17 protein-coding genes and 1 tRNA gene are annotated in these 21,217 nt (G+C 61.0%); 12 read left to right on the top strand and 6 right to left on the bottom strand.

All coding sequences use genetic code 11. The annotated features are described in order from the left end of the window. Positions 1–139: 139 nt before the first annotated feature. From GNF76_RS04690 to GNF76_RS04665, 6 genes are all read right to left on the bottom strand, one after another. Positions 140–215: transfer RNA gene (locus tag GNF76_RS04690), tRNA-Gly, on the bottom strand. 63 nt (positions 216–278) lie between these two features. Beyond that, complete coding sequence (gene pgsA / locus GNF76_RS04685; protein ID WP_155582011.1) at positions 279–839, bottom strand: CDP-diacylglycerol--glycerol-3-phosphate 3-phosphatidyltransferase; 561 nt, start codon at positions 837–839, stop codon at positions 279–281. 32 nt (positions 840–871) lie between these two features. Beyond that, the gene (gene uvrC / locus GNF76_RS04680) at positions 872–2,695 is read right to left on the bottom strand and encodes an excinuclease ABC subunit UvrC (protein WP_155582238.1); all 1,824 of its coding nucleotides are present in this window, start codon (positions 2,693–2,695) and stop codon (positions 872–874) included. Between the two features lies 1 nt (position 2,696). Then, positions 2,697–3,338: a response regulator transcription factor GacA gene (gene gacA / locus GNF76_RS04675; protein ID WP_008436066.1), complete on the bottom strand. Its 642-nt coding sequence runs from the start codon at positions 3,336–3,338 to the stop codon at positions 2,697–2,699. Positions 3,339–3,489: 151 nt separating this feature from the next. Then, positions 3,490–3,855, bottom strand: a complete 366-nt coding sequence (locus tag GNF76_RS04670; protein ID WP_155582237.1) for a helix-turn-helix domain-containing protein — start codon at positions 3,853–3,855, stop codon at positions 3,490–3,492. Between the two features lie 80 nt (positions 3,856–3,935). Further along, positions 3,936–4,385 carry a GNAT family N-acetyltransferase gene (locus GNF76_RS04665; RefSeq protein WP_155582010.1) on the bottom strand — a complete coding sequence of 150 codons (450 nt, stop codon included), beginning with the start codon at positions 4,383–4,385 and terminating at the stop codon, positions 3,936–3,938. A gap of 149 nt (positions 4,386–4,534) precedes the next feature. Between GNF76_RS04665 and GNF76_RS29760 the strand changes: the two genes are divergently transcribed. The 12 genes from GNF76_RS29760 (at position 4,535) to GNF76_RS04610 (ending at position 21,164) form a co-directional block, all read left to right on the top strand. Next, the gene (locus GNF76_RS29760; RefSeq protein WP_257034150.1) at positions 4,535–4,669 is read left to right on the top strand and encodes a hypothetical protein; all 135 of its coding nucleotides are present in this window, start codon (positions 4,535–4,537) and stop codon (positions 4,667–4,669) included. 354 nt (positions 4,670–5,023) lie between these two features. Then, complete coding sequence (locus tag GNF76_RS04660; protein ID WP_155582009.1) at positions 5,024–6,103, top strand: 3-deoxy-7-phosphoheptulonate synthase; 1,080 nt, start codon at positions 5,024–5,026, stop codon at positions 6,101–6,103. A gap of 286 nt (positions 6,104–6,389) precedes the next feature. Beyond that, complete coding sequence (locus GNF76_RS04655) at positions 6,390–6,671, top strand: peptidylprolyl isomerase (RefSeq protein ID WP_155582008.1); 282 nt, start codon at positions 6,390–6,392, stop codon at positions 6,669–6,671. A gap of 136 nt (positions 6,672–6,807) precedes the next feature. Next, positions 6,808–8,676, top strand: a complete 1,869-nt coding sequence (locus GNF76_RS04650) for an extracellular solute-binding protein (protein ID WP_155582007.1) — start codon at positions 6,808–6,810, stop codon at positions 8,674–8,676. Further along, positions 8,676–9,737 carry a microcin C ABC transporter permease YejB gene (locus GNF76_RS04645; RefSeq protein ID WP_155582006.1) on the top strand — a complete coding sequence of 354 codons (1,062 nt, stop codon included), beginning with the start codon at positions 8,676–8,678 and terminating at the stop codon, positions 9,735–9,737. The genes GNF76_RS04650 and GNF76_RS04645 overlap by 1 nt, the downstream gene beginning before the upstream one ends. Next, positions 9,737–10,759 carry an ABC transporter permease gene (locus GNF76_RS04640; RefSeq protein WP_155582005.1) on the top strand — a complete coding sequence of 341 codons (1,023 nt, stop codon included), beginning with the start codon at positions 9,737–9,739 and terminating at the stop codon, positions 10,757–10,759. Before GNF76_RS04645 ends, GNF76_RS04640 begins: the two co-directional genes overlap by 1 nt. 14 nt (positions 10,760–10,773) lie before the next feature. After that, positions 10,774–12,351, top strand: a complete 1,578-nt coding sequence (locus GNF76_RS04635; protein ID WP_155582004.1) for an ABC transporter ATP-binding protein — start codon at positions 10,774–10,776, stop codon at positions 12,349–12,351. Positions 12,352–12,485: 134 nt separating this feature from the next. Then, on the top strand, positions 12,486–13,886 hold the full coding sequence (locus GNF76_RS04630) for a sigma-54 interaction domain-containing protein (RefSeq protein WP_155582003.1): 1,401 nt from the start codon (positions 12,486–12,488) through the stop codon (positions 13,884–13,886). Positions 13,887–14,185: 299 nt separating this feature from the next. After that, positions 14,186–15,577: a GntP family permease gene (locus tag GNF76_RS04625; protein ID WP_155582002.1), complete on the top strand. Its 1,392-nt coding sequence runs from the start codon at positions 14,186–14,188 to the stop codon at positions 15,575–15,577. Between the two features lie 7 nt (positions 15,578–15,584). Then, the gene (gene hbdH, locus GNF76_RS04620) at positions 15,585–16,358 is read left to right on the top strand and encodes a 3-hydroxybutyrate dehydrogenase (RefSeq protein WP_155582001.1); all 774 of its coding nucleotides are present in this window, start codon (positions 15,585–15,587) and stop codon (positions 16,356–16,358) included. A 173-nt stretch (positions 16,359–16,531) separates the two neighbouring features. Beyond that, complete coding sequence (locus GNF76_RS04615) at positions 16,532–18,487, top strand: acetoacetate--CoA ligase (protein ID WP_155582000.1); 1,956 nt, start codon at positions 16,532–16,534, stop codon at positions 18,485–18,487. A gap of 139 nt (positions 18,488–18,626) precedes the next feature. Next, positions 18,627–21,164 carry a PAS domain-containing hybrid sensor histidine kinase/response regulator gene (locus GNF76_RS04610; RefSeq protein ID WP_155581999.1) on the top strand — a complete coding sequence of 846 codons (2,538 nt, stop codon included), beginning with the start codon at positions 18,627–18,629 and terminating at the stop codon, positions 21,162–21,164. The last annotated feature ends 53 nt before the right edge of the window (positions 21,165–21,217 follow it).

Here is a 21,217-nt window from a genome sequence, read left to right as displayed (position 1 = left end):
ATAGTCACTGCCCGTTTTCGCAGGTCCTCGCAGAAGCAAAAAAATGGTCTTACGGTGCCGATTTCAAGCGTTTACAAAGCTCAACGCAAATCGCAGGCAAAAAAAAGCCACTCGTTAGAGTGGCTTTTTTTCTGAATCTTGGAGCGGGAAACGAGACTCGAACTCGCGACCCCGACCTTGGCAAGGTCGTGCTCTACCAACTGAGCTATTCCCGCGTCTTGGTGGTGTGCATTCTATAGAATCCAGAACACCCGTCAACCCTTTGATTCAAAAAAGTTTTATTTCTTTTCAACGGTGGTCCGCAGATGAGGCCAGGCAGCGCGCAGGTATTGCAGCATGGACCACAAGGTCAGGCCAGCCGCAACCAGCAACAGGGCATAACCCAGGAATACCCAGAAGGAAAATTGCGAAGGGTTAGCCAGCAGGATAACCAAGGCAAGCATCTGCGCCGCGGTTTTCCATTTGCCCATGTTGGACACGGCCACGTGGGCGCGGGCGCCGATTTCGGCCATCCATTCGCGCAGCGCGGACACGACGATCTCGCGACCGATGATCACCGCGGCTGGCAGGGTCAGCCACAAGTTGCCGTGTTCCTGTACCAGCAGCACCAAGGCCACGGCCACCATCAGTTTGTCAGCCACGGGATCAAGGAACGCGCCAAACGGCGTGCTCTGCTCCAGGCGACGGGCCAGGTATCCGTCCAGCCAGTCGGTCGCCGCCGCAAAGGCAAAGACTGAACTGGAGGCCATGTAACTCCATTCGTACGGCAGGTAGAACAGCAAAATGAAAATCGGAATGAGCAGGACGCGTAGTACGGTGATCAGATTAGGGATATTCATCGGCACAACTGGCTACGAGGTGAGAAGGCATTCTACTCGCTGTGCAGGTTTGCATAAATCAACTCAGCGAGCTTTTTACTGATACCGGGAGCTTTGGCTATTTCTTCGATGCTGGCACGGGACAGCTCCTGCAAGCCACCAAAATGTTTCAACAAGTCGCGCCGACGCGTCGGCCCTACCCCTGCAATCCCTTCCAGGGTTGACGTACGCCGGGTTTTACCACGGCGGGCGCGGTGGCCGGTAATGGCGAAACGGTGGGCTTCGTCGCGGATCTGCTGGATCAGGTGCAGCGCCGGGGAATCACCCTTCAAGGTGAACTCATGGGCGGCATCATTCAAGTACAAGGTTTCAAAACCGGCCTTGCGGGTGGCGCCCTTGGCCACGCCGAGCAAGATCAGGTCAGGCACCGCCAACTCATTGAGCACGTCACGGGCCATGGATAACTGGCCCTTGCCGCCGTCCACCAGCAGGATATCCGGCAGCTTGCCCTCGCCGTCCTTCAGTTTGCTGAAGCGTCGGGTCAGGGCCTGGTGCATCGCGGCGTAGTCGTCGCCGGCGGTAACGCCTTCGATATTGTAGCGCCGATAGTCGGACTTGATCGGCCCTTCCGGCCCGAACACCACGCAGGATGCCACGGTGGCCTCGCCGCTGGAGTGGCTGATGTCATAGCACTCCAGGCGTTGGGGCGGCTCATCCAGGTTGAGGACTTCGGCCAGCGCTTCAAAGCGTGCAGCCACGTGCTGCCGGTTGGCCAGGCGCGCACTCAGGGCCTGCTCGGCGTTGGTCACGGCCAATTGCTGCCAGCGTGCCCGGGTACCGCGCACCCGGTGGCTGATATCCAGGTCGCGGCCGCGCAGTTCGTGAATCGCTTCGATCAACGCCGGGAAGTCTTCATGCACCACGTTAACGATCAGTTCCGCCGGCAGGTCGCGCTCGGGGCTGCTGACGTAATACTGGCCAAGAAACGCCGCCATGACCTCGGCGACCTCTTCATCAATACCGGTCTGGGGAAAGAAGTTCTTGCTGCCCAGCACTCGCCCGCCACGCACGCTGATCAGGTGGACGCAGGCGCCGCCCGGGTTGACGAAGGCGGCGATGACGTCAACGTCGCCGGTTCCGCCTTCCATGCTCTGCTGATCCTGAACCCGGCGTACCAGGGACACTTGGTCGCGCAATTCGGCCGCACGCTCGAAATCCAGGGTACTGGCCGCTTGTTCCATGGCACCCGACAGTTCATCCGCCAAGGCATTGCTGCGCCCCTCGAGGAACATCACCGAGTGACGCACGTCCTCGGCGTACTCCTGAGGTTCAACGAAGCCCACGCAGGGCGCCTTGCAGCGCTTGATCTGATACTGCAGGCATGGCCGGGTGCGGTTCTTGTAGAAGCTGTCTTCGCACTGGCGAACAAAAAAAGCCTTTTGCAGCAGGCTGAGGCTTTCGCGGATGGCACCGGCGCTGGGATAAGGACCGAAATACTTGCCTTTCTGCTTCTTCGCCCCGCGATGAATGCTCAGCCGTGGAAAGTCACCGTCGGATAAAAACACGTACGGGTAGGACTTATCGTCACGCAGCAGGATATTGTAGGGCGGCCGCCATTCCTTGATCAGCGTCTGCTCAAGCAGCAGCGCCTCGGTTTCATTGGCGGTGATGGTGGTTTCCACCTGGGCGATACGCCCCACCAGCGCAGCGGTCTTGGTGGTCAGGCCGGTCTTGCGAAAGTAACTCGCCAGGCGGCTCTTGAGGTTCTTGGCTTTGCCGACATACAGCAGGCGCGCATCGCTGTCGAACATGCGATACACGCCAGGACGGCCACTGCAGGTGGAAAGAAAAGCACTCGGATCGAACAGGTCTGTCATTTCAGGCGCTGGCATCCACCATGCCGTGGCGTACCGCCAGCAAGGTCAATTCAACATCACTGCTGATAGAGAGCTTCTCGAAAATACGATAACGGTAGGTGTTGACGGTTTTTGGCGACAGGCACAGCTTGTCGGAAATGGACTGAACCTTCTGGCAGCCGACAATCATCAGGGCAATCTGGATTTCCCGCTCCGACAACGCATCGAACGGCGAGTCGCTGGTGGGTTGGAACGACTTGATCGCCAACTGCTGGGCAATCTGCGGGCTGATGTAACGCTGGCCGGCAAACACCAGGCGAATGGCCTGAACCATCTCCGCCAGGCCCGCGCCCTTTGTCAGATAGCCCGCCGCACCGGCCTGTAGAAGCCGTGTAGGAAACGGATCTTCCTCGCACACGGTCACTACCACGACTTTGATGTCCGGATGGCTGCGTAACAATTTGGTAGTGGCGCCAAGACCGCCGATCCCGGGCATCTTGACGTCCATCAAAACCACATCGGGCTTCAATTCCCGGGCCTTGATCAGGGACTCCTCCCCTGACTCGGCCTGGCCGACTACTTGCAGGCCATCGATGTCAGCCAGCATTCGTGTAATGCCTGTACGAACGAGATCATGGTCATCGACTACTAGCACCCTAATCAAGCAGACACCTCGCGATATGGTCTTATAGGTTGCTGAACACCTTAGCAAAAAACCAAGGCGCAGACCTAGCTGCAAGCGTCATATATATAGAGTTTCAGCGCATGGCAGACGTCTGCCGGATGGCAAACGACTGTATTTCCTGGGTAAAGGGTCAAGAATCCGGGGGCACCGGCCTGATTTTCCCACTGAGCCTAGACGAATGTTCGGCCAGGGTAGAGGTCAACCGGCGGATGGCGTCCTGATCCTCCTTGAACATCGCCCGGTAGTTACCCAGGACTTTTTCTTCGGTCTGGCTCAAGTTTTCCAACTGCGTCGGTGTCACGTTACCCGTCAGCACGTACAAAATATCCACACCTCTTTCGGCCACCCGCGACAAATAGTCAGCCCTTGGTGTCCGGCCGCCGTTTTCATACCGACCTTGTGCGTTGGCTTCCACGCCACCTATTTCAGCAAAAGCACGCTGCGACAGGCCAAGTCGCTCTCTTTCTTGCCGCAATCGCAACCCGATTCCACCCATTTGGATGAATGCTCCTGTCTGGCACACCTCAAGAGGTGGCATGCTGCTCATCTCTTTCTACACAAGCACAGTGAATACTGTTATCCGCCTGAAGACGTCGGCTGACAACCCAGTTCCATCCGCCAGAAACAATCCTCCTCGCCGACAATACTCAAGCCCTTGCGCTGATAGAGCCTTCGCGCCGGGTTGGTCTTGAACACCGTCAGCCGCAGCAGACTCAAGCCTTGGGCCTGGGCTTTCAAGACCATTTGCTCCAGGACCCAACCGCCGGCCCCCTGCCGACGATACTTATCAAGAATGTGCAGCTCACGGATATAGAGTGCACGGCTATCCCAACTCAGGCTGACAAATCCCAACACCAGCCCCTCTCGACAGACCAGCCAGTTTTCCCGCCCGCCCCAGGCCGTATCAAAGCCTTTGTCAGACCACAGCAGATCGTATTGACGATAATAGTTGCCCATCGCCTGCTGCGTCAGGGTCCGGGCGAACGCCAGGTCCCGGTCCGTCGCGGCACTTAGTTGAAACACCATGAGGTCGTACTCCCTCAACTCCTCTCTCAATTCAGTCAAGCACACCGGCACCAGCACCATAGCCATAAGTACTCAACCTCCATAGAAATTACTGATTGAATCCACCCGCCAGCCTCTAGTAAGCTCCCCCCATCATTTGGAGACCTGCCATGTTGCAACTCACCCTCACTCAGGCTTGCCCTACCGCCAACGCACAGCGTTCGGCCGTGGCTACCCGCGTGAACGGTTTGAGCGCACTGGTCAGCTTTTATTTTGGGTATTGGTTTAGCCACTGGCGCGCCTGATACCTGAAATCGGCGCCCACTACTCAAGGGGTCGCCTACCAGAGAAATCTAACCCCCGGTCGGCTCCCCGACCGGGGGTTTTGTTTTTTCAGGGCCCAGTAAAGAGCCTCCTTAATATTTCGTTTCATCCAGAACACTTGAAGGAATTACGCCATGAACTACGCCACCTATTACCGCTACGACACCTCCACCGCCTGGCGATTTAGCAAGCTCCGCTCGGGACAGCCTGCCGCCTCCGATCGGTCACCTACAGGTGGCAAGCCAACACACGTAGCCAATTCGGCCAATTGTCGAACACCCCAGTAGGGCCAAGCGCGCGGGAGACGCCCGCCGCTTGTCCAGGAAGCCTTGAATATGAACTCCTCCATCGCCGCTCTGCCTGTTTCTGCCTTGTCCTGTGCCAATGAAGCGCTGACCCAGCGTTTGCCCAGTTCCCTTGAACTCAAGCACCAACTGCCCCTGAGCCCATTCCTGAGCGAGCAGATCCACGCTCATCGCCAGGCCGTGCGCGCCATCCTCAACGGTGAAGACTCCCGCCTGCTGGTGATCGTCGGCCCGTGCTCGATCCATGACCCGAAATCGGCCATGGAATACGCCCGCAACCTGAAGAAGCTGGCCCATGAAGTCAGCGACCAGATGCTGCTGGTGATTCGCGCCTACGTCGAAAAACCCCGCACCACCATTGGCTGGAAAGGCCTGGCCTACGATCCGCACCTCGATGGCAGCGACGACATGGCCGCCGGCCTGACCCTGTCCCGGGAACTGATGCGCGAGATGCTGCGCCTGGGCCTGCCCGTTGCCACTGAATTGCTGCAACCCATGGCTGCCGGCTACTTCGACGACCTGCTCAGTTGGGTAGCCATTGGCGCGCGCACCACCGAATCGCAGATCCACCGCGAGATGGCCAGCGGCCTGGGCATGCCCGTGGGCTTCAAGAACGGCACTGACGGCGGCGTCGCCATCGCCTGCGACGCGATGCGCTCTGCCAGTCACCCGCACCGCCACTTCGGTGTCGACAGCCAGGGCCATCCGGCGATCATCCAGACCTCAGGGAACGCCGACACCCATCTGGTGCTGCGCGGCGGCCATCGCGGACCGAACTACGACCGCCAGAGCGTGGCCCAGGTCAAGGCCGACCTGGCAAAAACCAAAGTCACGCCACGGATCATGGTCGATTGCAGCCACGCCAACAGCGGCAAAGACCCGTTGCGCCAGCCGGCGGTTTTCAATGACGTGTTGGAGCAGCGCTTGCAGGGTGACACCTCGCTGATCGGCATGATGCTGGAAAGTCACCTGTTCGAAGGTTGCCAGCCGCTGAGCCCATCGATGCGCTACGGGGTCTCGGTGACCGACGGTTGCCTGGGCTGGGACAGCACCGAGCAATTGTTGCGCGAAGCGGCGCGGCGCCTGCGTGAGCATCGGATTACCGTCTGATAGGGCAACTACTGTCTTGATGACTTCTGTAGCCGCTGCCGAGGCACGAGGCTGCGATGCGGGCCGCAGGACCGCCCTCGGGGGTCGCTTCGCAACCCATCGCAGCCTCGTGCCTCGGCAGCGGCTACAGAAAGTCAGGCTCCTGCGCAATTGTGTAGATACTTATGCCTATCGCAGGCCAGCTCCCACATCGATCCGGTTTCACCAACAAAGCAGTGGAACTTTGCCAGGAAATAACCGCCCGAATCCGGTAGGCTCACCTTTTTTATTCAAGGAGTTACCCCCCATGGCCAAAGCTACCGCCCGTCACATCCTGGTTGCCACTGAAGACAAGTGCAACGAACTGAAGGCCCAAATCGAAGGCGGCGCCGATTTCGCAGAAATCGCCAAAGCCAACTCCACCTGCCCATCCAGCCGTGACGGCGGCAACCTGGGTTCGTTCGGTCCAGGCCAGATGGTCAAGGAGTTCGACACCGTGGTGTTCAGTGCCCCGGTCAACACCGTACAGGGCCCGGTGAAAACCCAGTTCGGTTATCACCTGCTGGAAGTGACCAGCCGTCAGGACTGATCCTTCGCCTATGCTCAACACAACGGCCCGCCTTTTGGTGGGCCGTTGTGTTTGTGTGACAGCATGGTGACTGGCGAGGCGTGCGCCGTTAGCGTACAAATCCCCTTCCTTCTTCACCCGGCGCTCAAGGCTGATAATGCGACTGGTTTTTTCTGCTCTGATTGGCTCTACCCTGGCCCTGCTGATGGCAAGCACGGCCGTGATTGCGGCACCGCAACCGTCGCTGACGGTGTACGGGGAACCTGCAAAATACCCCGCCGGCTTCAGCCATTTTGCCTATGCCAACCCCAACGCCCCCAAGGGCGGCAGCCTGCGGCGTTCGGCCCTGGAGATTGGCCGCTATGACCATGTCATGCCCTACATCGACAAAGGCATCGGCGTCAGCCAGATCGACGGCTGGGTGTACTCGCCCCTGGCCCAGCGCTCCCTGGATGAGCCCTACACGGTCTACGGCCTGGTGGCGGAAAAAATGGAGCGCTCAGACGACGGCCTGTCCCTGCGTTTCTACCTCAATCCCAAGGCACGCTTTGCCGACGGCCAGCCCATCACCGCCGAGGACGTACGCTACAGCTACGACCTGCTGATGACCCAGGGCAGCCTGCGCTACCGGACGCTGTTCGCCGACGTCAAGCACGTCGAAGTGGAAGGCCCACGACAAGTGCGCTTCGACTTCTCCAGCAATGAAAACCGCACGCTGCCCCTGGACGTCGCCACCTTGCCGGTCTTCCCCGAACATTGGTGGAAGACCCGCGACTTCGCCAACGGCGGTGGCTACGAGGCGCCCCTGGGCAGCGGCCCCTACCAGGTGAGCAAGGTCGATTCCGGCAACACCATCAGCTTCAAACGTGACCCCAATTGGTGGGGCAAGGACCTGCCCGTCAGCCGTGGCCTGTACAACTTCGATCACCTGAGCCTTGAATACTTCGGCGACACCGAAGTCGCCCGCCAGGTGCTTCGGGGCGGCGCCTACGATTTCAACCGCGAATTTTCCGCCACCGGCTACTCCATCGGCTACAACGGACCGGCCCTGGACGATGGCCGCCTGCAACGGGCGCACCTGGCCAAGGACGCACCGCAACCGGCCCAGGGCTACGTGTTCAACGTGCAAAAACCGATGTTCAAGGACCGCCGCGTGCGTCAGGCCCTGGCGATGCTGTGGGATTTCGAATGGGCCAACCGGCAGATGATGCGCAACCTGTACATCCGCCAACAAAGCTACTTCTCCAACAGTCCCCTGGCCGCCACCCAACTGCCGAGCGCTGCCGAGTTGGCGATCCTGGAGCCTTTGCGCGGGCAGATTCCCGACGAGGTCTTCACCCAGGTGTTCAAGGCACCCACCACCGACGGCACCGGGATGATCCGCGACAAACAGCTGCAAGCCCTGGCCCTGCTGGAACAGGCCGGCTGGAAACCCGATGGCGACAAACTGGTCAACAGCGAAGGCGAGCCACTGGAGTTCACCTTCCTCAACGCCCAGGCCGGTCTTGAGCGTTTGCTGCTGCCCTATAAACGCAACCTGGCGCAGATCGGCATCACCTTCAATATCCGCCGTATCGACTCCTCGCAGTACGTCAACCGCATCATGGCGCGGGATTACGACATGATCGTCACCGGCTTCCCGGTCACTACCTCGCCAGGGATGGAGCTGTACAACTACTTCGGCTCGGCCGCCGCGTTCGATCCGGGTGCCAACAACTACATCGTCCTCAAGGACCCGGCCGTCGACAGCCTGATCTCCGGGCTGGTCAAGGCCACCACCCAGGCGCAGATGCTCACCTATGCCCATGCCCTGGACCGGGTGCTGCAATGGAATTACCTGTGGATCCCCAATTACTACCCACCGGGCACCTCCGCCGCGTGGTGGAACCGTTTCGGCCGCCCGGCGGTGGAAGCCAGCAATGACGAAGCCCTGGAAACCTGGTGGCAAGTCAGCTCCACGCCGCTGACCAACGAGCAGATGAAAGCCGAGCTGATCAAGCGCGGCCAGCCGGGAGGGGCCCACTGATGTTTGCCTATATCGTGCGGCGCCTGCTGCTGATCATTCCCACGCTGGTGATCATCCTGCTGGTGAATTTTGTCATCGTGCAAGCCGCACCCGGCGGGCCGGTGGAACAAGCCATCGCCCACCTGCAAGGCATCGGCGGCAGTGGCATCGGTGGCGGCTCCGGCGAAAGCATCAGCAGTGGCTCACGGGCCAGCCGCGGCCTGGACCCGAAACTGATCAAGGACATCGAAAAACAGTACGGCTTCGACAAACCGGCGCCGGAGCGCCTGTGGCTGATGCTCAAGAACTACGCCCAACTGGACTTCGGCAACAGCTTCTTTCGCGGCGCAACCGTGGTCGACCTGATCCTGGAAAAAATGCCAGTGACCATTTCCCTCGGGCTCTGGGCCACGTTGATCACTTACCTGGTGTCGATCCCTCTGGGCATTCGCAAGGCGGTCAAGCATGGCAGCCAGTTCGATATCTGGAGCAGCACCGCCATCGTGATCGGCTATGCGATGCCGGCGTTTTTGTTCGCGATGTTCCTGATCGTGGTGTTTGCCGGGGGCACTTCACTGAACTGGTTTCCGGTACGTGGCCTGGTCTCGGAAAATTTCGACCAGTTGAGCACCGTGGGCAAGATCGCCGACTACTTCTGGCACCTGGTGCTGCCGGTCAGTGCCCTGGTGATCGGTGGTTTCGCCACCTTGACCATCCTCACCAAAAACTCGTTCCTCAATGAAATCACCCGCCAGTACGTGGTCACTGCCCGAGCCAAGGGCCTGAGCGAACGCCGGGTGCTGTACGGCCATGTGTTTCGCAACGCCATGCTGTTGGTGATTTCGGGGATTCCCCAGGCCTTTATCAGCGTGTTCTTTGCCGGCTCGCTGTTGATCGAAGTGATCTTCTCCCTCGATGGCCTGGGCCGCATGAGCTACGAAGCGGCGGTGTCCCGGGATTATCCGGTGGTGTTCGGCTCGCTGTTTATCTTCACCCTGTTCGGCCTGCTGATAAAACTGATCGGCGACCTCTGCTACACCCTGGTGGACCCACGTATCGACTTCGCCGGGAGGAATGCCTGATGCTCAGACTGTCTCCCGTGGCCCGTCGGCGCTTTGAACGCTTCAAGAAAAACCGGCGTGGCTGGTGGTCGCTGTGGCTGTTTATCGGCCTGTTCATCCTGACCCTCGGCGGCGAGCTGATCGCCAATGACAAGCCCCTGGTGCTCAGCTACCAGAACTCACTGTATTTCCCGGCCTTCAAGCGCTACACCGAGCAGCAGTTCGGCGGCCAACTGCCGTTCCAGGCCGACTACCGCAGCGAGTACGTGCAGCAACTGATCAAAAAGGACGGCGGCTGGATGCTGTTCCCGCCGATCCCTTTCAGCGACGACACGCCCAACTACGAACTGACCCGCCCTGCCCCCAGCCCGCCTTCTTCGGTGAACTGGCTGGGCACCGACGATCAGTCCCGCGACGTGCTGGCTCGGGTAATCTTCGGTGCGCGGGTGTCGATCCTGTTTGCCCTGGCCCTGACCGCCATCAGCGCCGCGATCGGCATCGCCGCCGGTGCCTTGCAGGGGTATTACGGTGGCTGGGTCGACCTGCTTGGCCAGCGGATACTGGAGGTGTGGTCCGGGTTGCCGGTGCTGTACCTGCTGATCATCCTCTCGGGGTTTGTCGAGCCCAATTTCTGGTGGCTGCTGGGGATCATGGCGCTGTTTTCGTGGCTGGCCCTGGTGGACGTGGTGCGTGCCGAGTTCCTGCGTGGGCGCAACCTGGAGTACGTCAAGGCCGCACGGGCCCTGGGCCTGGGCGATGGCAAGATCATCCGCCGGCATATCCTGCCGAACGCGATGACCGCCACCTTGAGCTACTTGCCGTTCATCTTGACCGGGGCGATCTCCACCTTGAGCGCCCTGGACTTTCTCGGTTTCGGCATGCCGGCCGGCAGCGCCTCATTGGGTGAACTGATCGCCCAGGGCAAGCAGAACCTGGAAGCGCCTTGGCTTGGGCTGACGGCGTTTTTCACCCTGGCGCTGATTCTGTCGCTGCTGGTGTTTATCGGCGAGGCGTTGCGCGACGCCTTTGACCCACGCTCATGAAAGGCAACGAAACGATGACAGACACTCTGATCGAGATCCGCGACCTGTGTGTCGCCTTCAGCGGCCAGACCGTGGTGCGCAACCTGTGCCTGGATATCCGCCCCGGCGAATGCCTGGCGCTGGTGGGCGAGTCGGGTTCGGGCAAGTCAGTGACGGCGCATTCGATCCTGCAACTGCTGCCTGAAGCCGGCACCGAAACCACCGGTTCAGTGCGCTATCGTGGCGCGGAACTGCTGGGCGCGTCGCCCTCGACCTTGCAACAACTGCGGGGCAACCGCATCGCCATGATCTTCCAGGAGCCGATGACCTCCCTTAACCCGCTGCACAGCATCGAAAAGCAGATCGGCGAAACCCTGCTGCTGCACAAGGGCCTGGGCGGCAAACAAGCCCAGTCGCGGATCCTCGAACTACTGGAGCTGGTGGGCATCCAGAAACCCAAGGAGCGGCTCAAGGCCTACCCCCATCAGTTGTCCGGCGGCCAGCGCCAGCGGGTGATGATTGCCATGGCCCTGGCCTGCGAGCCGGAATTGCTGATCGCCGACGAGCCGACCACCGCCCTGGACGTGACCGTACAGCGCAAGATCCTGGTGCTGCTCAAATCCCTGCAACAGCGCCTGGGCATGTCGCTGCTGCTGATCAGCCACGACCTCAATCTGGTTCGCAGCATCGCCCAGCGGGTCTGCGTAATGCGCGCCGGGGAGATCGTCGAACAGGCCGACTGCCAAACCCTGTTCAACACCCCGCAACACCCTTACAGCCGCCTGCTGCTGGATGCGGAACCGGCAGGCGTCGCGCTGTCCCGCGACCAGCGTGAAACGGTGTTGGAGGTGGACGACCTGCACGTGCAATTCCCCCTCGGCGGCGGGCTGTTTCGACGCAAGCACTACCTGCGGGCAGTGGACGGCATCAGCTTGAGCGTGCAGCGCGGCAAGACCCTGGGGATTGTCGGCGAGTCCGGCTCCGGCAAATCCACCCTGGGCCAGGCCATTTTGCGCCTGCTGGATTCCAGCGGTGGCATTCGCTTCCAGGGTGAGGCCCTCGACAGCCTGAGCCACAAACAGATGCGCCCATGGCGCAAGCAGATGCAGGTGGTATTCCAGGACCCGTTCGGCAGCCTCAGCCCGCGGATGTCGGTGGAACAGATCATCAGCGAAGGCCTGGAAGTCCACGCCCCGTGCAGCCTAAAGGACCGCGAAGCCCAGGTAATCCAGGTGCTGCTCGACGTCGGCCTCGACCCCGCCAGCCGGCATCGCTACCCCCATGAATTTTCCGGCGGCCAGCGCCAACGTATCGCCATCGCCCGCGCCCTGGTGCTAAAACCGGCGCTGATGCTGCTGGACGAACCCACCTCGGCCCTCGACCGCACCGTGCAAAAACAAGTGGTGGCGCTGCTGCGTGAGCTGCAGGAAAAGTACGGCCTGACCTACCTGTTTATCAGCCACGACCTGGCGGTGGTACGCGCCCTGGCCCACGACATGATCGTGATCAAGGATGGCAAGGTGGTGGAGCGTGGGCCGAGCGATGAAGTGTTTGCATCACCGCAGCATCCCTACACCCAAGAGTTGCTAGCCGCTTCGCACGTTCCCCTGTAGCCGCTGCAATGCGTTGTAGCCGCTGCCGAGGCACGAGGCTGCGATGCGTGTCCGCAGGACCGCCCTCGGGGCTTGCTGCGCAAACCATCGCAGCCTCGTACCTCGGCAGCGGCTACACACAAGGACAATCCGATATGAACAGCACCGAAAGCCTCAAGGATTACCAACACGTTCGCGGCCTGGCGATCCAGTCGCTGTTCGAGATCATCGAGCAATCCAGCGAAGGCACAGTGATTGTCGACAGTGACGCCACTATCGTCTGGATGAACGAGCGCTACGCCCGGCGCTTTGGCTTGAAAAGCGCTGACGAAGCCATCGGCCAGCCCTGCGAGCAGGTGATTTCCAACAGCCTGCTGCGCCAGGTGGTGCGCAACGACCGGCCGATCCTGCTGGATATCCAGGACACCCCCAAAGGCCCGCTGGTGGTGATGCGCCTGCCGATCCACGACGACACCGGCCAGGTGATCGGTGCCATCGGCTTTGCCCTGTTCGATGAGCTGCGCAACCTGTCACCGCTGATCGAACGCTACCTGAGCATGCAGCAGGAACTGGCGTCCACCCGTTCACTGCTGCGCTCACGCCAGAGCAAGTACAACTTCGCCCACTTTATCGGCACCAGCACCGCCAGCCTGGAAGTCAAACGCCGCGCCCGACGCAGTGCCAGTGCCGAGTCGCCGGTGTTGCTGCTGGGGGAAACCGGTACCGGCAAAGAGTTGCTGGCCCAGGCCATACACGGTGCATCGCCGCGTGCCCACAAGGCGTTTGTCAGCATCAACAGCGCAGCGATTCCCCATGACCTGCTGGAAGCCGAGTTCTTCGGCACCGCCCCTGGCGCCTTCACCGGCGCCGACCGCAAGGGGCGTCCCGGCAAACTGCAAATCGCCCAGGGCGGCACGCTGTTCCTCGATGAAATCGGTGACATGCCGCTGCCGCTGCAAAGTAAATTACTGCGGGTACTGCAGGAGAAAGAGTACGAGCCGGTGGGCTCCAACGAGATGATCCACAGTGACGTGCGGGTGATTGCCGCGACGTCCATGGACCTGGAAGCGGCGATCAAGCGTGGCGAGTTCCGTGCGGATTTGTATTACCGGCTCAACGTGCTGCCGATCCAGGTGCCGCCGTTGCGCGAGCGGCTGGATGACCTGCCGGCGTTGAGTGAGGCGATTCTGGAGGAGTTGCGCAGCCAGCATGAACTGGACCGCGAGGCGCTGGCGTTGCTGGCGCAACACGCGTGGCCGGGGAATATTCGCGAGCTGCGCAATGTGCTGGAGCGAGCGGCGCTGTTGAGCGATGACCTGGTGCTGAATGCCAGCGAGATACGGGCAGCGATTGGCACGTTCAGTCCGGTGGCGCGGGACGCGGTGGTGGCGCAGGTTGAAGGGGAAACCTTCAGTGCGGCGCGGGAGCGGTTTGATCGGCAGGTGATAGGGGCGGCGCTCAGGAAATGCGAAGGCAATGTAGTGGAGACGGCCAAGCATCTGGGGCTGGGCCGGTCGACTCTTTACAAGAAAATGGTGGCTTTGGGCATTGCCTGATCTCACCAAAGAGACACAATTCCACATACAGAGACAATCCAAATGTGGGAGCTGGCTTGCCTGCGATTACGGTGCACCAGACAGCACATCGGGCACTGACAGACTGCTATCGCGGGCAAGCCCGCTCCCACATTAATCTTGCGCCTTGTCTCAAATGAGAGACAAACCCACCAACTCCTACTCCAAAATCAATAAATAACTATAAATATCAACAAGTTAAAAACATGGCACACATCTCGCTATAGCCCCTCCCCAACGCCTCACCCCACAAAAATAACAATTCGATCTGGAGACACTCCATGAGTGTAATCATTGCCCTCGCCGCCCTCGGGTTGCTGATGCTGGCCGCCTACCGTGGCTACAGCGTCATCCTGTTTGCCCCCATTGCCGCCCTCGGCGCCGTGCTGCTCACCGACCCTTCCGCTGTCGCCCCCGCCTTTACCGGGGTGTTCATGGAAAAAATGGTCGGCTTTATCAAACTGTATTTCCCGGTGTTCCTGCTGGGTGCGGTGTTCGGCAAGCTGATTGAAATCTCCGGCTTCTCGCGCTCCATCGTTGCCGCCGCCATTCAGTTACTCGGCACTCGCCAGGCAATGCTGGTGATCGTGTTGGTGTGCGCCCTGCTGACCTACGGCGGCGTGTCGCTGTTCGTCGTGGTATTCGCGGTGTACCCATTCGCCGCCGAGATGTTCCGCCAGAGCAATATCCCCAAGCGCCTGATCCCGGCCACCATCGCCCTGGGTGCGTTTTCCTTCACCATGGACGCACTGCCCGGCACCCCACAGATCCAGAACATCATCCCCAGCACCTTCTTCAACACCACCGCCTGGGCCGCTCCATGGCTGGGCTTGATCGGCACGATTTTCGTGTTCTGCGCCGGCATGCTCTACCTCGCCCGCCAACGCAACAAGGCGCAACGGGCCGGCGAAGGCTACGGCACTGAACTGCGCAACGAGCCGGAAACCGCCGAAGACATCAAGCTGCCTAACCCGTGGGTTGCCCTGTCGCCGCTGCTGCTGGTGGGGATCATGAACCTGCTGTTCACCCACTGGATCCCGCTGTGGTACGGCAAGACCCACAGCCTCAGCCTGCCGGGCATGAGCGCGCCGGTGACCACTGACATCGCCAAGTTGACCGCAATCTGGGCGGTACAGGCCGCGTTGCTGGTGGGGATCATCATGGTGCTGGTGTTCGGCTTCTCGGCGATCCGCAGCAAGCTGGCCGAAGGCAGCAAAAGCGCAGTCAGCGGTGCGTTGCTGGCGGCGATGAATACCGCCTCGGAATATGGCTTTGGCGCCGTAATCGCCTCGCTGCCAGGTTTCCTGGTGCTGGCGGACTGGCTCAAGGGCATTCCCAACCCACTGGTCAACGAAGCCATTACCGTGACCCTGCTGGCCGGCATCACCGGCTCCGCGTCCGGCGGCATGAGCATCGCCCTGGCGGCGATGTCCGAGAGCTTTATTTCGGCGGCCCATGCGGCCAATATCCCCCTTGAAGTGCTGCACCGGGTCGCGGCCATGGCCAGCGGCGGCATGGACACCCTGCCCCACAACGGCGCGGTGATCACGCTGCTGGCGGTAACCGGGCTGACCCACCGCGAAGCCTACAAGGATATTTTCGGCATCACGATCATCAAGACCCTCGCGGTGTTCGTGGTGATCGGTACTTTCTACGCCACCGGCATTGTGTGAGGTTTCCATGACGACTTTGAACGGCAAGACCGCCCTCGTGACCGGCTCCACCAGCGGCATCGGCCTGGGCATCGCCTTGAGCCTGGCCAAGGCCGGTGCCAATCTGATCCTCAACGGTTTTGGCGACGCCAGCGCGGTGATCGCCCAGGTGCAAGCCTTCGGCGTCAAGGTCGGCCATCACCCGGCCGACGTCAGCGACCCGGCGCAGATTGCCGACATGATCGCCTACGCCGAGCGTGAATTCGGCGGCGTCGACATCCTGGTAAACAACGCCGGTATCCAGCACGTGGCCGCCGTGGAAGATTTTCCGGTGGAGCGTTGGGACGCGATCATCGCCATCAACCTGTCTTCGGTGTTCCACAGCACGCGCCTGAGCCTGCCGGGCATGAAAGCCAAAGGCTGGGGACGAATCGTCAATATCGCCTCGGTCCACGGCCAGGTCGGCTCGGTGGGCAAAGCCGCCTACGTCGCCGCCAAGCACGGCGTGATCGGCCTGACCAAAGTGGTGGGCCTGGAAACCGCCACCAGCAACGTCACCTGCAACGCCATCTGCCCAGGCTGGGTACTGACGCCGCTGGTGCAGAAGCAGATTGATGATCGCGCGGCGGCGGGCGTTGATCCACAGCAGGCGCAACATGATTTGCTGGCGGAAAAGCAACCGTCACTGGAGTTCGTGACGCCGCCGCAGCTTGGAGAGTTGGTGCTGTTCTTGTGCAGCGAGGCCGGCAGCCAGGTGCGCGGCGCCGCGTGGAACATCGATGGGGGCTGGTTGGCTCAGTAACCCCCCCCCCTTTCAAAACAAAGAAGATCCAATGTGGGAGCTGGCTTGCCTGCGATAGCGGTGTATCAGTACCGAAAATGCAAGCTGACCCACCGCTATCGCAGGCAAGCCAGCTCCCACACTGGATCGTTGTTGTCTGGAAGGCTTCATACAAGAACAAGAGACTTTGCGCTATGTCCGACATCCTCTGGCAACCCAGCCCCGAACGCATCCGCAACACCCGCATGGACCGCTTCCGGCGCTTTATCAATGATCGCCATGCCTTGCAGCTCACCGATTACCCGGCCCTGCACCAGTGGAGCATCGACCAGCGACCGGACTTCTGGCAGGCGATTGTCGATTACTTCGACGTGCAGTTTCGCACCCCGCCCAGCACCGTGCTGGCCGAAGGTGCGCAGATGCCCAGCGCCCAGTGGTTTCCCGGCGCCACCCTGAATTTCGCCGAACACCTGCTGCGCCGTCGCGACGATCACCTGGCGGTGGTAGCGATCAGCGAAGACGGCCAACGCGCGCCACTCACCTACGCCGAACTGGCCCGCCATGTCGCCGGCCTGCAACGCAGCCTGCGCGCAGCGGGTGTCGGTGTCGGCGACCGGGTCGCCGCGTGCATGCCCAACACCTGGCAAACCCTGGTGGGTATGCTCGCCACCACCAGCCTGGGAGCGATCTGGTCCTGCTCCTCGCCGGACTTCGGCACCCAGGGGGTGATCGACCGTTTCGGCCAGATCGAGCCCAAGGTGCTGATCACCTGCGCCGGCTATCGCTACGCCGGCAAGGACATCGACCAGAGCACCAAGCTCAATGAAATCCTCGAACGCCTGCCGTCCCTGAAGCAACTGATCATCGTGCCTTATGCGCGCCCACAGGCACGACCCGAGGATTACCGAACCCAGGCCAACGTCGCGCTGTGGGATGACTTCTACCAGGCTGGCGGCGAGCCCGAATTCGTCGCTGTGCCCTTCGATCATCCGCTGTACATCCTCTACTCCAGCGGCACCACCGGCGTGCCCAAGTGCATCATCCACGGCACTGGCGGTGTATTGCTGACCCACCTCAAGGAACACGGCCTGCACGCCGACCTGTCTGGGGACGATTGCCTGTTCTACTACACCACCTGCGGCTGGATGATGTGGAACTGGCTGGTGTCGGTACTGGCCATCGGTGCTACGGCCGTGCTGTATGACGGCTCGCCGTTTCATCCAGGCCCGGAACACCTGATGGACCTGATCGACCAGGAAAACATCAGCGTCTTCGGCACCAGCCCAAAATTTCTCGCGACCCTGGAAAAGGCCGGCCTCAAGCCACGCCTGAGCCACGATCTGGGCAGTCTCAAGAGCCTCATCTCCACCGGCTCACCTCTGTCACCCCAGAGCTACGATTACGTGTACCGCGATATCAAACAGGAGCTTTGCCTGTCCTCCATGTCGGGCGGCACCGATATCGTCTCCTGCTTTGTAATCGGCAATCCGGTGCTGCCGGTACGGCGTGGCGAGATGCAATGCAAGAGCCTGGGGATGGCCATTGAGGTCTGGGATGACCAGGGCCGCCCCCTGGTGGGTGAAAAAGGCGAACTGGTGTGTACCCGGCACTTTCCGGCGATGCCCATTGGTTTGTGGAACGACCCGCTCCAGGAAAAGTTGCGGGCCTCCTACTTCAGCCAGTTCCCCGGTGTCTGGGCCCAGGGTGACTATGCCGAACAACGCCCTAATGGCAGCCTGCTGATCCATGGCCGCTCGGATGCAGTGCTCAACCCCGGCGGCGTGCGCATCGGCACGGCGGAAATTTACCGGCAGGTGGAAAAAGTCCCTCAGGTGATCGAGAGCCTGGCCATCGGGCAGCGCTGGCAAGACGATGTGCGGGTGGTGTTGTTTGTACGCTTGAGCGATGACGCCGAACTGGATGAGGCGCTGGAGCAACAGATTCGCCAGGTGATCCGCGCCAATACCACACCCCGGCACGTACCGGCGAAGATTCTCGCGGTGACGGATATTCCGCGCACCATCAGCGGCAAGATCGTCGAGCTGGCGGTCCGGAACGTGGTGCATGGCGAGGTGGTCAAAAATACCGATGCGTTGGCCAACCCTGAAGCACTGGAGCAGTTCCGTAACCGCCGGGAACTGATGAGCTAACGAAGGGTTTGAGCCCTGACGCACCCATTTGAAGAAAAATCCCTCAAGCATGCTATTTTTCGAGGGTAGTAAGCCACTCCCGACTCACGGGATAATTGGCCCTAGTCACTCTTCAAAGCGTTAAGCCCAGGGCATTTACATGAACCCAACACCCGCCGGCAGCGAGACAGCAGCATTGATTGCGCAGCTGGACTGGGCGCAAAGCCCCCTCGGTGATGCCATTGCCTGGCCACAAAGCCTGCGCACGGCAGTCGACATCGTCATCCACTCGCCCATGCCGATGCTGTTGTTGTGGGGCACTCAACTCACGCAAATCTACAACGACGGCTTCGCCCGTCTGGCTGGCAACAAGCACCCTCAGGCCTTCGGCCAACCGATCGACCTGATCTGGCCGGAGATGAAAAGCTTCACCGATCCAATCTACAGCGCCGTGCTGAACGGCGAGGTGCGCACCTTCAGCGACCAACGCTTTGTCCTGCAACGCCATGGCCGCGACACCGAGATCTGGCTGGACCTGACCTACAGCCCGATTCGCGACGAACGCGGTGCCGTCGCCGGAATCCTGGCCACCGCCATCGAGACCAACGAGCGCCGCCGGATCACCCTGGAACTGCAACAACGCTCCGAACAAAGCCTCAAGGCCCAGCACAACACCGAGCAACGCCTGCAACTGGCCCTGGCCGCCACCGATGCCGTGGGCACCTGGGACTGGGACATCGGCGAAGACCGCTTTATTGCCGACGCCCATTTTGCCCACTTGCATGGTGTCGACGCCTGCGACGCAGGCCTGCTGCCCATCAGCGCATACCTGCAAGGCGTGCACCCCGAAGACCGGGGCATGGTCACCCGCAGCATCAAGCATTGCATCACCCACGGCACCGAATACGCCGAAGAATACCGCCTGCTGCAAGCCGATGGCCAAGTGCGCTGGGTGTTTGCCCGAGGCCGCTGCTACAAGAATCACCATGGGCGCCCGGCGCGCTTTCTCGGTGCCGCCCTGGACCTGACCGAACGCAAGCACACCGAGCAGGCCCTACGCCAAAGCCAGACCGAGCTGCAACTGATCATCAACGCCATGCCGGTGCTGATCGGTTATGTCGACCACGACCAGCGCTTTCGCCTGAACAACAGCGCCTACCTGGACTGGTACGGCATGACCCCGCAGGAGCTCTACGGCAAGAGTATTCTCGAAGTGGTGGGCGAAGAGGTCTACGCCGGGCGCGCCGACAAGATCGCCGCCGCCCTCAAGGGCAAGGCCTGCAGTTTTGTCACCGTCACGCCCCATCGGGACGGCCGGCCACGGCAGGCCTTGATGAAGTACTTGCCGCGCTTCAGCAATGACGGCTCGGTCAACGGTTTCTACATCTTTGTCATCGATGAGACCGAGCGCAAGCTGACCGAAGAGGCGCTGCGCCACCTCAACGAAAACCTCGAAGAACGGGTCGACCAGCGTACCCAGGCGCTGGCCGAAGCCAACCAGCGCCTGCAAAACGAGATGTTCGAACGCGCACGTGCCGAAGATGCCCTGCGCCACGCACAGAAGATGGAAGCGGTCGGCCAACTCACTGGCGGCATCGCCCACGACTTCAACAACATGCTCACCGGGATCATCGGCAGCCTGGACTTGATGCAACGCTATATCGCTGCCGGGCGCAGTGCGGAAATCGGCCGGTTCACCGACGCCGCCGTGTCCTCCGCCCATCGCGCAGCGGCACTGACCCACCGCCTGCTGGCCTTCTCCCGACGCCAATCCCTGGACCGCAGGCCCATTGACCCCAACCATCTGGTCACGTCCCTGGAAGAGTTGTTTCGCCGCACCAAGGGCGCCCATATCGAACTCAAGGTGCAACTGGGCAGCGACATCTGGCCGGTGAACACCGACGCCAGCCAACTGGAAAACGCCCTGCTCAACCTGGTGATCAACGCCCGTGACGCCATGCCTGAAGGCGGTGAGCTGCGCATCGAGACCGCCAACAGTTACCTCAACGACACCGACATCAACACGCTCGAACCGGTCAAGGCCGGTGACTACGTGATGCTCGGCGTCTGCGACAACGGTGCCGGCATGACCCCCTCGATCCTGGCCAAGGCCTTCGACCCGTTCTTCACCACCAAGCCGATTGGCCAGGGCACCGGACTCGGCCTGTCGATGATTTATGGTTTTGCCCAACAGTCCGGCGGCCATGTAACCATTCAAAGCACCCCGGGCGTGGGGACTTGCGTGCGCGTGTACCTGCCGCGCCTGCATGGCACCGCCCTGGAAACCAGCAAACCCGAGAGCCTCGCAGAAGCCCCTGTGGCCCTGGCCGGAGAAGCCGTAGTGGTGGTTGAAGACGACGAGGCCGTGCGTATGCTGGTGGTCAACGTGCTGGATGAATTGGGCTACACCGCCCATCAGGCCGTCGATGCCCGCGCGGCGTTGCCGTTACTTGAATCCGACTTGCGGGTGGACCTGCTGGTGACCGATGTCGGCCTGCCGGGCATGAATGGCCGGCAACTGGCGGAAATCGCCCGTCAATATCGCCCGGGGCTCAAAGTGCTGTTCATGACCGGCTATGCCGAGAAAGCCGCCGAGCGCCAGGGCTTCCTGGAGGAAGGCATGGACATGGTGGCCAAGCCGTTTTCGATTGACCTGCTGGCCAATAAAATCCGCAGCATGATCAGCGTCGATGAATGAGTTCAGGCATAATCGCGCGCCCTTACGTTCGACCGTTGCAAGGTAACCGCCTC

Source organism: Pseudomonas spelaei, assembly GCF_009724245.1.
Lineage (GTDB): Bacteria > Pseudomonadota > Gammaproteobacteria > Pseudomonadales > Pseudomonadaceae > Aquipseudomonas > Aquipseudomonas spelaei.
Note: the sequence above shows the minus strand (reverse complement) of the source record. Positions and strands in the feature narration are given on the sequence as shown.

Coding starts and splice junctions, on each gene's coding strand:
- pgsA (WP_155582011.1), bottom strand. CDS start 839: ATGAATATCCCTAATCTGATCACCGTACTACGCGTCCTGCTCATTCCG.
- uvrC (WP_155582238.1), bottom strand. CDS start 2,695: ATGACAGACCTGTTCGATCCGAGTGCTTTTCTTTCCACCTGCAGTGGC.
- GNF76_RS04670 (WP_155582237.1), bottom strand. CDS start 3,855: ATGGGTGGAATCGGGTTGCGATTGCGGCAAGAAAGAGAGCGACTTGGC.
- GNF76_RS04665 (WP_155582010.1), bottom strand. CDS start 4,385: ATGGTGTTTCAACTAAGTGCCGCGACGGACCGGGACCTGGCGTTCGCC.
- GNF76_RS29760 (WP_257034150.1), top strand. CDS start 4,535: ATGTTGCAACTCACCCTCACTCAGGCTTGCCCTACCGCCAACGCACAG.
- GNF76_RS04660 (WP_155582009.1), top strand. CDS start 5,024: ATGAACTCCTCCATCGCCGCTCTGCCTGTTTCTGCCTTGTCCTGTGCC.
- GNF76_RS04655 (WP_155582008.1), top strand. CDS start 6,390: ATGGCCAAAGCTACCGCCCGTCACATCCTGGTTGCCACTGAAGACAAG.
- GNF76_RS04650 (WP_155582007.1), top strand. CDS start 6,808: ATGCGACTGGTTTTTTCTGCTCTGATTGGCTCTACCCTGGCCCTGCTG.
- GNF76_RS04645 (WP_155582006.1), top strand. CDS start 8,676: ATGTTTGCCTATATCGTGCGGCGCCTGCTGCTGATCATTCCCACGCTG.
- GNF76_RS04640 (WP_155582005.1), top strand. CDS start 9,737: ATGCTCAGACTGTCTCCCGTGGCCCGTCGGCGCTTTGAACGCTTCAAG.
- GNF76_RS04635 (WP_155582004.1), top strand. CDS start 10,774: ATGACAGACACTCTGATCGAGATCCGCGACCTGTGTGTCGCCTTCAGC.
- GNF76_RS04630 (WP_155582003.1), top strand. CDS start 12,486: ATGAACAGCACCGAAAGCCTCAAGGATTACCAACACGTTCGCGGCCTG.
- GNF76_RS04625 (WP_155582002.1), top strand. CDS start 14,186: ATGAGTGTAATCATTGCCCTCGCCGCCCTCGGGTTGCTGATGCTGGCC.
- hbdH (WP_155582001.1), top strand. CDS start 15,585: ATGACGACTTTGAACGGCAAGACCGCCCTCGTGACCGGCTCCACCAGC.
- GNF76_RS04615 (WP_155582000.1), top strand. CDS start 16,532: ATGTCCGACATCCTCTGGCAACCCAGCCCCGAACGCATCCGCAACACC.
- GNF76_RS04610 (WP_155581999.1), top strand. CDS start 18,627: ATGAACCCAACACCCGCCGGCAGCGAGACAGCAGCATTGATTGCGCAG.